At 65.0% G+C, this 13,701-nt stretch carries 11 protein-coding genes; 8 read left to right on the forward strand and 3 right to left on the reverse strand.

The features are described from left to right. Positions 1–10: 10 nt before the first annotated feature. Positions 11–928, forward strand: coding sequence for a carbohydrate kinase (locus AAFM92_16045; protein ID MEL7301889.1), 918 nt, complete (start codon positions 11–13; stop codon positions 926–928). Here AAFM92_16045 and AAFM92_16050 read toward each other — a convergent pair. Together AAFM92_16050 and AAFM92_16055 are read right to left on the reverse strand one after the other, a co-directional pair. Continuing rightward, a complete protein-coding gene (locus tag AAFM92_16050; protein ID MEL7301890.1) occupies positions 925–1,965 on the reverse strand; it encodes an AbrB family transcriptional regulator in 1,041 nt (346 codons plus the stop codon). The genes AAFM92_16045 and AAFM92_16050 overlap by 4 nt on opposite strands. Next, positions 1,962–2,390, reverse strand: coding sequence for a hypothetical protein (locus AAFM92_16055; GenBank protein MEL7301891.1), 429 nt, complete (start codon positions 2,388–2,390; stop codon positions 1,962–1,964). The genes AAFM92_16050 and AAFM92_16055 overlap by 4 nt, the downstream gene beginning before the upstream one ends. Before the next feature lie 100 nt (positions 2,391–2,490). Between AAFM92_16055 and AAFM92_16060 the strand changes: the two genes are divergently transcribed. The 3 genes from AAFM92_16060 (at position 2,491) to AAFM92_16070 (ending at position 5,617) form a co-directional block, all read left to right on the forward strand. Then, a complete protein-coding gene (locus AAFM92_16060) occupies positions 2,491–3,456 on the forward strand; it encodes a membrane dipeptidase (protein MEL7301892.1) in 966 nt (321 codons plus the stop codon). Continuing rightward, positions 3,453–5,081, forward strand: coding sequence for a hypothetical protein (locus tag AAFM92_16065; protein MEL7301893.1), 1,629 nt, complete (start codon positions 3,453–3,455; stop codon positions 5,079–5,081). The genes AAFM92_16060 and AAFM92_16065 overlap by 4 nt, the downstream gene beginning before the upstream one ends. Positions 5,082–5,239: 158 nt before the next feature. Beyond that, entirely contained in the window at positions 5,240–5,617 is a 378-nt protein-coding gene (locus AAFM92_16070) for a hypothetical protein (GenBank protein MEL7301894.1), read from the forward strand. On the opposite strand, the gene truA is transcribed toward AAFM92_16070, so the two are convergent. After that, positions 5,614–6,384 (reverse strand): tRNA pseudouridine(38-40) synthase TruA, encoded by a 771-nt coding sequence (gene truA, locus AAFM92_16075; protein MEL7301895.1) that lies wholly within the window; start codon positions 6,382–6,384, stop codon positions 5,614–5,616. The genes AAFM92_16070 and truA overlap by 4 nt on opposite strands. Before the next feature lie 91 nt (positions 6,385–6,475). Between truA and AAFM92_16080 the strand changes: the two genes are divergently transcribed. From AAFM92_16080 to ileS, 4 genes are all read left to right on the forward strand, one after another. Continuing rightward, on the forward strand, positions 6,476–7,885 hold the full coding sequence (locus AAFM92_16080) for a YcjX family protein (GenBank protein MEL7301896.1): 1,410 nt from the start codon (positions 6,476–6,478) through the stop codon (positions 7,883–7,885). Beyond that, positions 7,882–8,880, forward strand: coding sequence for a TIGR01620 family protein (locus AAFM92_16085; GenBank protein MEL7301897.1), 999 nt, complete (start codon positions 7,882–7,884; stop codon positions 8,878–8,880). The genes AAFM92_16080 and AAFM92_16085 overlap by 4 nt, the downstream gene beginning before the upstream one ends. A 6-nt stretch (positions 8,881–8,886) precedes the next feature. Next, positions 8,887–10,503, forward strand: coding sequence for an FAD-dependent oxidoreductase (locus tag AAFM92_16090; GenBank protein ID MEL7301898.1), 1,617 nt, complete (start codon positions 8,887–8,889; stop codon positions 10,501–10,503). A 183-nt stretch (positions 10,504–10,686) separates the two neighbouring features. Further along, entirely contained in the window at positions 10,687–13,665 is a 2,979-nt protein-coding gene (ileS, locus tag AAFM92_16095) for an isoleucine--tRNA ligase (GenBank protein MEL7301899.1), read from the forward strand. Positions 13,666–13,701: the final 36 nt, after the last annotated feature.

The raw sequence follows: 13,701 nt of genomic DNA on the forward strand, positions 1-13,701 counted from the left end.
GAGATACGCGATGCTTGCAGTAGGCGGAGAGAACCTGATCGACTTCGTGCAGGAGGAGGATGGGCGAGATCCACCTGCCTACATTGCCCATCCGGGCGGCTCCCCGATGAACGTTGCGATGGCCGCTGCACGGCAGGGCATGGAGACGCATTATCTCACGCCCGTCAGCCAGGACAGCTTGGGCTCCCTCATTGCCGCGCGCCTCGAAGCGGACAACGTGCACCTCGCCACGCCACGCCGTCCCGAGCCCACGTCTCTCGCGGTCGTCTCTCTTGAAGAGGGGGCTGCGACTTATGAGTTTTATCGCGATGGTACAGCCGAGCGGCAGGTGAGCGTGTCGCAGCTAGAAGCTGCTGCGCCACAGGGCATGACCGTGTTTCACATCGGCTCACTCGCGGTCACAGGCGGAGAAGACGCGCCCGCATACGAGAGTTTTCACAGGGCCTGTTTCGAGCGGGGGCTGCTCACGAGCTACGATCCCAATGTTCGGCCTTCGCTCACGCCTGACAAAGAGGGGTTCATCGCACGGCTCGAGCGCATCGCGACCCATACAACGCTCCTAAAGCTCTCGGACGAGGATTTGCACTGGCTCTATCCCCACATGACCGAAGCAGACGCATTTCAACGGCTGGCAGCCCTCTCCGGTGCGCCGGTGGTCGTCCTGACGCGGGGGCCTGACGGCGCGATGGGGCGCGCCGGGGATGCCCATGCCGAGGTGCCCGCGGCGCCGGTCGACCCGCTCGTCGATACCGTAGGTGCCGGCGACACCTTCATGGCGACACTGATCCGCCAGCTCGCCGAGCGGAAAGGCAACTACGCGATTGGCGAAGATGCCCTCCGCGCCATTCTGACCACGGCGTCGCGCGCTGCGGCGATCAATTGCACCCGTGCGGGCTGCAACCCGCCGACGCTGGCGGAGCTTGGCTAGAGCGTCAGGTGCGATTGGGCCCATCGCACGAACATGATGGTCAGGACGATGCGTATGAGGTGATGCGCGGTGATGATGACGGGGCTAATATCGAGCGAGAGCGCGATGAGCCCCATCTCCGCCACGCCGCCCGGGGCAAAACTGATGAACGCCTCATCGAAACCGAGTGGTGTATTGCGCGCGACGGCCGACGCAATCAGCGCGGCGGCGGCAAACATCGCGCCGACGGCTACCATCGTCAGCCCAAATGCGCGACCGAGAACCCTTGGCGTGGCACCGGCAAACTGGGTGGCAAGGCTCGTCCCGACGACGAGCTGAGCCAAAGCCACCAACCAGGCAGGGCTTTCGAGCGCCATGAGCCCCGCACCGTGCAGAGCGGCGGCAACGAGAAGCGGGCCTGTCAGATGGCCGGCGGGAAGACGGACGAGGCGGCTGAGCGACAATCCCGCGAGGGTGACCGCGACGAGGCCCAAAACATCCGTCAGGCCCCCGCCACCCGACGCCAACGCCAGCCCTGAAGAGCTCCCGACCAATTCCCCGGAAAACACGGCGAAAAGAAGCGGCACCGTGAAGACGACGATCACGATGCGAGCGAAGTGATGCACGGTGAGGAGCATGACATCCCCACCAGCCTTTTCGCCGAGGGCGACGCCTTCGATCAGCCCACCCGGCATGGAGCCGTAAAGAGATGTGACACGGTCGTAGCCGCCAAGCCTGCGATAAACGAGATAGCCGGCGAGATGCGCAACGACGACAAAAAGACCGACGCCGAGGAGCGACACCCAGAGAGACGGCAGGATACCGACGAGCTCCGGGGTGAAGCCTGCGCCGATGAGGGCACCGATCCCGCCGACAAATGCAAATCGCAGGGACGTCGGAAATTCGAGTGTGGCTCGACCGGAGGCACCCTGCCAGATCACCAAGGGGGCCACGGCCACGAGCGCGCCCAGCAGAAACGGCATTGGCAGTCCGGCCACTGAGGCGAGATATCCACCCACCGCGCCCAAGGCGAGATGGGCCAGGAGTGACAGGATCACCGCTTGATCGGCGTCTTGAGCGCCTCACTGGCCTGTCGCATGCGCCGCACGCTTTGCTCTGCGCCCACCGCGTCCCGGATGAGCACGAAGGTGCCGTGCTCCCAGGGTGAGTTCGGGATCGTCCACGTCCCCTGAACCCGGGTGAATTGCGGGTCGATCTTGCCCTCGTATTCGATCCGTGGCGCGTCGATGTCGGAGTAGTTCTTCGTGAAACGGACGATGCGCCCTTCGCGGACACCGATGATGCCTGCGATCAGGCTGTCGATGTCCACGTCAGAGAAGCTGTTGGGCTCTATGGTTTCCCCCGAAAGATCGCCACTGTCATCAACGAGCGTCGCATTGAAGGCCACGGGCGGCAGCGCGCGGGTGACGTAGTTGTATCGCCCCATCCAGGGCCCGGTCAGGCGCAGGCGCTTCGTATCCATCCGTCTATCCTACTCGCGCATGCAGGAATGCCTATAGATATCATGCCTATTGCATTATCGGGCTTGCCTGCGTCGGCGCCTCCGCGCCACTGTCCGCGGTGTGACGAAAGCACCAATCATCGATGCGCTTCAATTCACGCGCCCGTGTCGCAGCATCTACGAGGAGATGCGCGCCGGCGGGGTCGATGCCGTTCACATGACCGTCTCCTACCACGAAGGCTTCCGCGCGACGGTCGCTGCGTTGGCGGACTGGAACAGGGAGTTCGAGCAGAACGGCGACGTGATCCTGCGCGCCACCCACGTGGACGACATTCGCGTGGCACAGGAGACGGGTCGCACGGCGATCTTTTTCGGTGCGCAGAACCCGGCGCCGATGGAGGACGATCTCGGCCTGATCGAAATCCTGCATCAGCTCGGTCTTCGCTTCATGCAATTGAGTTACAACAACCAGTCGCTCCTGTGTTCGGGCTGTTACGAGCCAGACGACACCGGGCTGACCAACATGGGGCGCGAAGCGGTCGCTGAAATGAACCGCGTCGGTCTCGTGATCGACATGTCCCATTCCGGCGATCGCTCCCGGCGAGAGGCGATCGAAGCTTCCGCGCGTCCCATAGCCATCACGCATGCCAACCCCGCCCATTGGCACGATGTGCCCCGGAACGTGCGCCCCGAAACCCTCGACGCCTTGGTGGAGAGCGGTGGTATGCTCGGCTTTTCACTTTACCCGCTGCACCTGCGCGCGGGCTCTGACTGCACGCTCGAGAGCTTTTGCACCATGGTCGCGCGCCTGGCAGAGCGGGTCGGGACGGCAGGCATCGGCATCGGTTCGGATCTCTGCCAGGGCCAGCCGGACAGTGCGCTAGCGTGGATGCGCGATGGGCGTTGGAAGAAAGTCAGAGGACAGGAAGCCAGATTTCCACCACAGCCGGCATTCTTTGAAAGCAACAGGGACTTCACCGGACTGAAGCAGGGCCTGAGTGAAGTGGGCTTCGACGCAGAAGAGGTTTCGGCTATCTTGGGTGGAAACTGGATGCGTTTCTTCGAAAAGAGCTTCGGCCCCACATGAAAGATCTTTCGCCTCCCCGTGCCTTGCGGTCTGCCGACAAGGTCATGAGCCTCGCCCATCTCGGCGCGATGCAGCCCACGCGCCTGTCTTTCCTCAGGGTTCTGATGCGCGACCTTGCACGCCTAGAAGCGCAGGTCACGCGCACCGCTTGGAAGATGGATGAGGAGGGTCACGGCCACGCCACCTATACCGTCTCCATGGGCCCCCACAGCTATACACTGATCGCGTTTTCTCAGGCGCTCTCCGATGAGGAGCGCACGGACCGCGTGATCGCGACGGCGTGGGATGCAGCGTTTGTCCTCTTCGACGGCATCCCGGCAGAGGCCGACATCGCCCGTCTTGCAGAGGCTGTCCCGCGCCAGGAGGAGGGGCGGCTGACAGACACCGAGCTCGTTCTCAGCCGCGCAAACAAGAGCGTGCGCCTCTTCGCGCACGTGGTCGATGCGTTGCGCACGGGGGCTCAGCCCGACGCCGAGATGCTCGCAAAGACGGGCTACCTCATGCGCACGACGGCCGTGTACGGAAACGGAAAATTCGGCCTGGCAGACAGATCACGGATCGAAGACCGCCCCGGTTTGAGCGGGCCCTTCGCGGCAGAGATGCTCACGGTCTGGCTCATCCGCGGCTTCACCCATGATCTTGCAGAGCATTTGGGCGGGGCCCCCTTGGCGAGCCGTGTGAAGCGGATGCTGGGCGTCGGGAACGCCACCGGCCTTGGCATGGCACCGTTTCTGGTGTCGCACCCGCTCCTCCTCGATGCGTGGATGCAGGTGCGCGAGACGGCACTTTCCCGGGTTCTTAATCAACCCACGATCACGGAGGGCGAGGCTGCGGAACTCGTCTCGCTCGCAGCTCACGCGGCGGCCTATCTGCAGACATGGGAGGTCGCCGATGCGGACGCGATGGAGGATATCCGGCGTTTGAGGTCTGACTGGGCCGCGTTGACCGGCGCGTTGGACGTGGGAAGCCTGCAGGAGCCCGGCGCGCTCTCGGCGCTGCTGGATCGTTGCGAGACGCCGGCGCTGGAGGAACTGGCTGTCTCGTGGCTGCTGGAACCCTTCGGACACCTCGTCGATGACCTTGCAGAGTGCCAGGCGAGCCCCTTCGAGCCCGAGCTCGACGCGCGTCAGACGTGCGGAGCGCTCAAGGCGGAGATCGAGCTGCACGCGCCTTGGGCGCTGTGCTGTGATTTCGAGAAGGCCGAGGAGTCCGCGCAGTTCTGGTACGTGTCAGAGGAAAAGCTGGAGCCGCGCCTTGGCGACAGGGAAGCGGATCCCGGCGCCGAGAAGGAGACACCGCTCGACTCAGCTCGGCAGATCTGCGCGCTGCACGCGGCTTTGCCACAGGACGCGACCCCGCTCTGGCAGTTCTTCGCCAGCAGGCCAGAGCATCGATCCGTGGCCCGCCGCGTACAGGCTCTGGCCACGCATCCTTACGCGGAAGTACGTGCAAATCTTTTGCACGGCGATGCAGCGCCCATTCACCTCCTCCGCGCAAAGCTGTCTTGCTTCGGCGCGTCGCGCTTTGACCCCAAAAGCCGCCTTTGGACCCGTGTCACGCTGGCGCAGGGGCTTCCGCTCGCCGACGAGATTGGCGACACTACGGGATGGCTTCCGCATCTCTGACGCTTCCCCGTTCTGAATTGCATGCTCTCCTTCTGCGCGCTGCGCGGGGCGCGGGGGTGCCCCAATCTCACGGAGAAGATCTCGCGCGCGCCATCGCATCCCATGGTGGCGCCCGCGCCGTCTCCGCTGCGAGCCGCGCGCTGGGCCGGCGCTGGCGCGTGCCAGGATACGATCTTGACGGCAACACCGTGATTTTCCCGCGCGCGCGCGCGGTGGAATGTCTTCCGGTCGCAATCGACGCTCTTCAAGCGGATGTCGACATGGCGAAGCTCACCGACATCGATGAGCCCGATCTGGTGGAACCCTTCGTCGCGCAGGCCGCGCGCGTCGGCCGAGCCAATCTGGCGGTGCGGGCAACCGAGAACAGCGTCGTTCTTGAGCACGGCCGAAAGGACCTGCCGGCACCACGTAAAGGGCGGGTCGAAGTCGCCTGCGACGTGCTCGACCGGCTCAGTCGCTTTGCATCGCGCACTTACGTGGCAGCGACGGCGGCGTCCCGCTCTGGCGCTGGCGCCGGGGCGATCGATAACGACTAGGCAAACGGGTCCACGGGGTAGCGCACGCTCTTGAGAGCGAGGCCGTGGGGCGGCGAGACAGGCCCACATTGGCTCCGGTCGGCAGCTGCGAGAGCTGTCTTTACCCGGTCAGGAGACCACGCTCCCGACCCCACGCGCTCCAGCGTGCCCACGAAACTCCGCACCTGATTGTGCAAGAAGCTCCGTGCACGCAGGTGAAAGCGATATTCCTGCCCACCCGGGTAGCTCAGTTCTTCGACGTCGAGCGCGTCCAGCGTCTTGACCGGCGAGGCCGCCTGGCAAATCGAGGCGCGGAAGGTCGTGAAATCGTGCCGCCCGACGAGATGTGCCGCTGCCTCCCGCATGGGGGCGAGATCGAGCGGTCCTGCCACCTGCCAGACTTTGCCGGCATCGAGTGTCACCGGCCCACGACGGACGACAAGACGGAAGACATACGCCCTTTCCACCGCGGAAAAGCGGGCGTGCCAGTCTTCATGCGGCGCGGGTGCGCAGGCGGTGACGGCGACGGGAAGGGGCTTTAGGTGATGGTTCAGCGCCTCTGACAGTCGGAAAGGAGACCAGTCCTTGGCCAGGTCGCACTGCGCCACTTGCCCCCATGCATGGACGCCCGCATCCGTCCGCCCCGCCGCCGCAACCGAGGGAACCCCCGTTTCCAACTGAGCAAGGGCATTTTCCAGTGCGCCCTGCACAGAAGGCTGATCGGCCTGACGCTGCCATCCGGCAAAAGGGGCGCCGTCGTATTCGACCCTGAGAGCATAGCGTGGCATGGCGCGGCCCTACCGCCACCCGGCAAATGGCGCAAGCTCTGGGCATTGCGGGCGGCCATGCCTATCTTGGGCCCGTTAGCCGGGGGCGCGAGTGGTACTTCAAGCAATGGCAGATGGCGTCGGTCGCGCGCTCGAGACGGTGACCGCGCCGGTCACCGGTCTGTTCGGAGATGCCACGATCCGGCTCGGCGTCACCGGGCTGAGCCGGGCAGGCAAGACCGTGTTCATCACGGCCCTTGTCGCAAATCTCCTGGATCGCGGTCGTATGCCCGGGCTGTCGGCTGCGACTTCAGGCTCCATCCAGCACGCCTATCTCCAGCCCCAGCCGGACGACACGATCCCGCGCTTCGAGTATGAAACCCATCTCGCCGCCATGACGGGCACGGCGCCCCGCTGGCCAGAAAGCACGCGTGCGGTGAGCGAGCTCCGGCTTTCGCTCCGCATTCAGCCGCAAGGCATGATCGGAGCCCTTTCGGGGCCGAAGACCGTGCACTTGGACATCATCGACTATCCCGGCGAGTGGCTTTTGGACCTTGGGCTCTTGGAGAAGACCTATTCCGATTGGTCCAACGAGGTCCTCGCACGGATGAAGACGCGAAAGGCCGCGCAGGCTTTCGTGGATGCCACCGAAGGCCTGGCCGCTGACATGCCCTTTGCCGAAGCGCACGCCAAAACCCTCGCAGGAGCATTTACGGCTTACTTGCACGCAGCCCGCGCTGCCGGGTTCTCGGATTGCACACCGGGGCGTTTTCTTCTGCCGGGTGAGCTTGAGGGATCACCCGTGCTGACTTTCGGTCCGCTGGCGGGCTCGGCGGGCCGCGGCAGCCTCGCGCGGGAGATGGAGCGGCGTTTCGAGGCCTATAAGACCAAGGTCGTGAAGCCCTTCTTCCGCGAGCACTTTGCGCGCCTCGACCGGCAGGTCGTCCTCGTTGACGTACTGGGTGCCATTCATGACGGGCCGAAGGCGGTGGAAGCGCTGCGGCAGACCATGGCAGATATCCTTGTGGCGTTCCGGCCCGGCCGCAACGCGTGGCTCACATCGCTGCTCTTGGGAAAGCGCGTGGATCGCATCCTCTTTGCGGCGACGAAAGCCGATCACCTCCATCACGAACAGCACGGGCGCCTGACCGCCATCATGGAGGCCCTGACACGGGAGGCCAGCGATCGCGCGCTCTTCAACGGCGCTCTGACCAAGGCGCTCTCAATTGCGGCTCTGCGCACGACGACCGAGACCGAGGTCACCCATGGGAGCGAGACGCTCGCGGCGGTTGCGGGCCTGACCGAGGCGGGCAAACGGGCGGCGTTCTACCCGGGCGAGTTGCCGAGTGACCCGGCGCGCATCATGAACCCGGCACGGGAAGCTGCGGAAACCTGGCCGTTCGGGAATGTCGAGGTCACCCGTTTCGTCCCACCCAAGCAGACGATCGCGCCGGGCGATGGCCCGCCTCATATCAGGCTCGACAAGGCCGCGGAGTTTTTGCTCGGGGATCGGCTGAGATGACGGAGAAGACGAAGGGCCCCGTTCTTGTCGAACTGGATGAGACCGCCGAGCAGGTGACGCCCGCAGACGCGCCTTCAATCGAGGACGCCCCACCTCGGGGTGCGGCCATGCAAAGCGTGGCAAGCCTCGCGGCGCGGCGCCGGTCGCCGCTTGTGCGATGGTTCTGGGGGCTGCTGGTTGCGGTCATCGGCTTCTTCGTGTCGCTTTCGGCCTGGAACGCGCTCTCGTCTCTTCTCACGAGCAATCCGATCCTTGGCTTTGCCGCCACACTCCTCCTCGGCGCCTTCGTCCTCGTCGCCCTCGCCGTCGTCGTGCGCGAGCTTTCGGCCTTCTCCCGTCTCGGCCGGATCGACCGGGTGTCGGTGGCCGCCGAGGCAGCGCTGACGGCGGGCGATCTCAAGGGCGCGCGCGCGGTCCTAAAGGACCTCACCCGCCTCTACCGCCCAAGGCCAGAGGCCAAATGGGCGCTCGAGCGGATCGCGGAACGCGAGGCGGAGATGCTCGACGCAGACAGCCTCCTGGCGCTTGCCGAGCGCGAACTTCTCACGCCGCTCGACGCCGCCGCCCTGAAAGAGGTGGAGGCCGCCGCGCGGCAGGTCGCCACCGTCACCGCCCTCGTGCCTCTCGCGCTCGCCGATGTCGTGGCCGCGCTCACGGCCAATATCCGCATGATCCGGCGCGTGGCCGAGATCTATGGCGGGCGCTCGGGCACCTTCGGGGCCTGGCGGCTCACGCGCGCGGTCTTCGGCCATCTCGTGGCCACCGGCGCGCTCGCGGCGGGAGACGATCTCATCGGCTCCGTCGCCGGGGGCTCGATCCTTTCCAAGGTCTCGCGTAGGTTCGGCGAAGGGCTCGTGAATGCCGCGCTCACCGCGCGCGTTGGCGTGGCCGCCATGGAAGTTTGCCGCCCACTCGCCTTCCGCGCTGCCAAACGCCCGGGCGTCACATCCCTCGTCCGCCGTGCCCTCACTGGGCTCTTCGATTTCAAGGAGTAAGACTGCATGGAAACCCTCGCCATCGACCTTACCACCTATCAGCGCCGCCCCATCGACCCCGCGCATCTCGCGCGGATGCACGACGTGGGCGAGGTGCGCGAGCACGGACCGGGCACAATGCTCCAGGAACTCGGCAAGCCCTATGCGGAGTTTCTCTACGTCGAGGATGGCGAGGTCGAGGCCGTCCACCCCCTCACCGGGGAGCGCTATGGCGGCGCGACGCTCGGGCCCACACAGTTCTTCGGCGAGGTGGGCTTCATCAACGATGCCCGCGCTTCCATCGGGGCGCGCACGGTCGTGCCCTCGCGCATCCTCCATGTCCCGCGCGCCGAGATGCTGCGCCTCATGAGCCAGATCCCCGAACTCTCGGACCTCATCATCACCGTCTTCGCGGCCCGCCGCCGCAGGCAGATCGAGGCCGAAGACGGCGCGCTCATGCTCATCGGGGCTGACGTCGACCGCAACATACGCCAGATCGCGGCCTTTGCTGGTCGCAACAAGATCCCTTACCGCTCCATCGAGATCGGCTCGGGCGAGGCGGTGGAGCTCTCCGACACCTGCAGCTTCAATCCGCAGAAGCCCGCCGTGCTCTACGGCGAGAAAAAGCTCATCGAGGACCCCACGCCCGCCAAGGTGGCGCAGCTCTTCGGGCTCGATCTCTCGCTCGAGGATCACGAGGAATGCGACGTGCTGATCGTGGGGGCAGGGCCCGCAGGCACGGCCGCCGGCGTCTATGCGGGCTCCGAGGGCATGAGCGCGCTGGTGCTGGAGGATTCGACGATTGGCGGTCAAGCAGGGACATCGAGCCGGATCGAGAATTACATGGGCTTTCCAACGGGGATCTCCGGCGCGGATCTCGTTTGGCGGGGCGAGGTCCAGGCCATGAAATTTGGCACGCGGTTCGCGGTGCCCCGGCGCGCGGTCAAGGTTGAGAAACATGGCGAGCTGTTCGATGTGACCTTGGGCGACGGCATGGTCGTGTGTGCGCGTGCCCTCGTGGTAGCCACCGGCGTGCAATACCGCCGGCTTCCCATAAAGGGGCTCGAGGAACTCGAAGGCGCTGGCATTTACTATGCGGCCACCGAGGTCGAGGCGCGATACTGCCGGGGAAGCGATGCCGTGGTGATCGGGGGCGGCAACTCGGCGGGACAAGCCGCGATGTATCTCTCGCGCTCCTCCTCCCATGTCCACGTACTCGTGCGCGGCAAGTCGCTCGCCGCGTCCATGTCCGACTACCTGTCGTCACGCCTCGAGGCGGACGCGCGGATCACCATCCACTACGAGGCCGAGATGACGGAGGTTCATGGCGAGGGTGGGCATCTGAAGGCCATAACCGTCCGTGACAAGTCCTCCGGTGAGGAGCGGCGTCTCGAGACCTGCGGCACCTTCATCATGGTGGGCGCTGCGCCCAATACAGGTTGGCTGTCAGGCCTTGTGGAGCTCGATGACAAGGGCTTCGTGAAGACCGGCATCGATGTCGGGACGAACTCTGCCTATGCCACGTCCCATCCCGGCATCTTCGCGGTGGGGGATGTCCGTGCAGGCTCCGTCAAACGTGTGGCGAGCGCAGTGGGAGAAGGCTCCGTCGTGATCAGCCGCGTTTGGGAGTATCTCAATCCCTGACCTTCGGTCGCCTTTGGCGAGGGTTCAACTTTCTTGCTCCCCCCCGAAGGCCCGCCTATAAGCCCTGCGACATGGCTCGCACGGTTCACATACGGCGAATTACGGGCCCGGCGGACTGAGGTTTCAGACGCCGGGATCACATCGCCATTCCGAGCCAAACATCCAAATTCTGCGAGCCTAATCATGTCTGATTACAAAGACACCTTGAACCTGCCTGAAACCGACTTCCCGATGCGCGCCGGGCTGCCCAAGCGGGAGCCCGACTGGCTCGCGCGCTGGGCCGATCTCGATGTCTACGGGAAGCTCCGCGAGAAGTCCGGCCGTCAGCCTTTCACGCTGCACGATGGCCCGCCCTACGCCAACGGGCATCTCCATATCGGGCACGCGCTCAACAAGACGATCAAGGACATGATCGTGCGGTCCCACCAGATGATGGGGCGGGACGCGCGCTATATCCCCGGCTGGGATTGTCATGGCCTGCCCATCGAGTGGAAGATCGAGGAAGAGTACCGCAAGAAAGGTCGCAACAAGGATGCGGTGCCGATCAACGAGTTTCGCGCGGAATGCCGGAAGTTCGCGGAGCACTGGGTGGGCGTGCAGACCGAGGAGTTCCAGCGCCTGGGTGTCACCGGCAACTGGGCAAAGCCCTACCTCACCATGGATTTCCATGCCGAGCGTGTGATTGCGGAAGAATTCATGAAGTTCCTCATGAACGGGACTTTGTACCAAGGCTCGAAGCCCGTCATGTGGTCCCCCATGGAGCAGACCGCGCTTGCCGAAGCGGAGGTCGAATACCACGACAAGGACAGCTTCACGATCTGGGTGAAGTTCCGCGTGGCGCCTCTGCGGTTGAGAGCAGCGATGGTCTCGCCGGGAGAGAGGGCGGCGGCCTTTATTGAGGAAGAGATGGATCGGCAGGCTGCTTTCCCGCGCGATCTCGCCAATGCCTATGTCGTGATCTGGACGACGACGCCCTGGACGATCCCGTCGAACCGGGGTGTGGTCTATGGGCCCGATATCTCCTATGGGCTCTACGAAGTGCATGACACGCCCGCGGAATGCTGGGCCAATGCGGGCGAACGGTATCTCGTGGCCGACAAGCTCGCCGAGGATGTCTTCGCCAAGGCGCGGCTGGAAAGCGGCATGTGGCGGCGCATCCGGGACGTCGAACAGCACGAGCTCGAAGGCGTCTCGCTCTATCACCCGCTCGCGGGCACGCAGGGCGGCGAGGCCTACTGGGACGAACCGCGCGACTTCCGGCCTGCGCCGTTCGTGACGGACACCGAGGGCACCGGTTTCGTCCACTGCGCCCCGTCCCACGGCATGGAGGAATACGAGCTTTACCGCGACGCGGGGATGCTCCAGCAGGTCATCACCTACAACGTCATGGATGACGGCTCCTTCCGCGAAGACCTGCCGTTCTTCGGCGGCACCTACATCCTCTCCCGCAAGGGCAAGGAGGGCGACGCCAACACCGCGGTGATAGACAAGCTGGCGGAGGTGGGCGGCCTTCTTGCGCGGGGCAAGATCCACCATTCCTATCCCCATTCCTGGCGCTCCAAAGCGCCGGTGATCTACCGCAACACGCCGCAATGGTTCGCCGCCATCGACAAGCCCGTGGGCGACGGGATGGACCAGCACAGCAAGACCATCCGGGAACGTGCGCTGACGGAGATCGACAACGTAAAGTGGACCCCGGCCAGCGGGCGGAACCGCCTCCATTCCATGATGGAGCAGCGCCCCGACTGGGTGCTCTCGCGCCAGCGGGCCTGGGGCGTGCCGCTCACCTGCTTCACGAAGAAGGGCGCGCTGCCGACGGACCCGGATTTCCTCCTCCGCAATGAGGAGGTCAACGCTCGCATCGTGGAGGCCTTTGAGGCGGAAGGCGCAGATGCATGGTACGAGGACGGCGCGAAGGAGCGCTTCCTCGCAGGGATCGTGGACCCGGACGCCTACGACCAGGTGATGGACATCCTCGACGTGTGGTTTGACAGCGGCTCCACCCACGCCTTCACGCTCCGCGACCGCGAAGACGGCACCGAGGACGGCATCGCCGATGTCTACATGGAGGGCACGGACCAGCACCGCGGCTGGTTCCATTCCTCGCTGCTCCAATCGGTGGGGACGCAGGGCCGCGCGCCCTATCGCAACGTGGTCACGCACGGCTTCACGCTCGATGAAAAGGGCCTGAAGATGTCGAAATCCATCGGCAACACGATCGTGCCCGAGGAAGTCATCAGGCAGTATGGCGCGGATATCCTGCGCCTCTGGGTGGCGCAGACGGATTACACCGCCGACCAGAGGATCGGACCGGAGATCCTGAAGGGCGTGGCTGACAGCTACCGCCGCCTGCGCAACACCTTCCGGTATTTGCTGGGCAACCGAGTGGAGGGCACACCCGCGGTGCCGGTCGCCGAGATGCCCGAACTGGAGCGCTGGGTGCTGCACCGCCTGTCAGAACTCGATGAACAAGTCCACGCGGGCTATGCCGCCTTCGATTTCCAGCGGGTTTTTCAATCGATCTTCACCTTCGCCACGGTGGAGCTGTCGGCCTTCTACTTCGACGTGAGGAAGGACGCGCTCTACTGCGACGGCTCCACGGCGCGGCGGGCGGCTGCGCGCCATGTGCTCGATCTGATCCTCGCGCGGCTCAACACCTGGCTCGCGCCCGTGCTCGTCTTCACGATGGAGGAGGTCTGGCTGGAGCGCTCTGGCGGCAAGGGCTCGATCCATCTGGAGGACATCCCCGAAACGCCGGCTGACTGGCGCGATGACGCGCTGGCAGAGAAGTGGGCCACGATCCGCCGCGCGCGTCGTGTGGTGACAGGCGCGCTCGAGGTGGAGCGGAGGGAGAAGACCATCGGCTCAAGCCTTGAAGCTGCCCCGGCGGTCTATGTCGATGAAGCCACGGCAGACATCCTGCGCAGCGTGGAATTCGCAGATGTGTGCATCACGTCCGATATCGAGATCCTCGCGGAAGAAACACCCCAGGGGGCCTTCACGATGGCCGAGGTGCCGGGCGTTGCTGTTGTCTTCAAGAAGGCCGAGGGCGGAAAATGCCAGCGCTCTTGGCGCATCACGCCGGAGGTGGGGCAGTACGAGCCCAAGGATGTGTGCAGGCGCTGCTCGGAAGCGCTGGCCGAGATGGGCCACGTCGCCTGAGCATGGTGTCCGACGCGGCCATCCGCGCGGCTTTGC

The sequence above is a fragment of the Pseudomonadota bacterium genome (assembly GCA_038533575.1).
Lineage (GTDB): Bacteria > Pseudomonadota > Alphaproteobacteria > Rhodobacterales > Rhodobacteraceae > Shimia_B.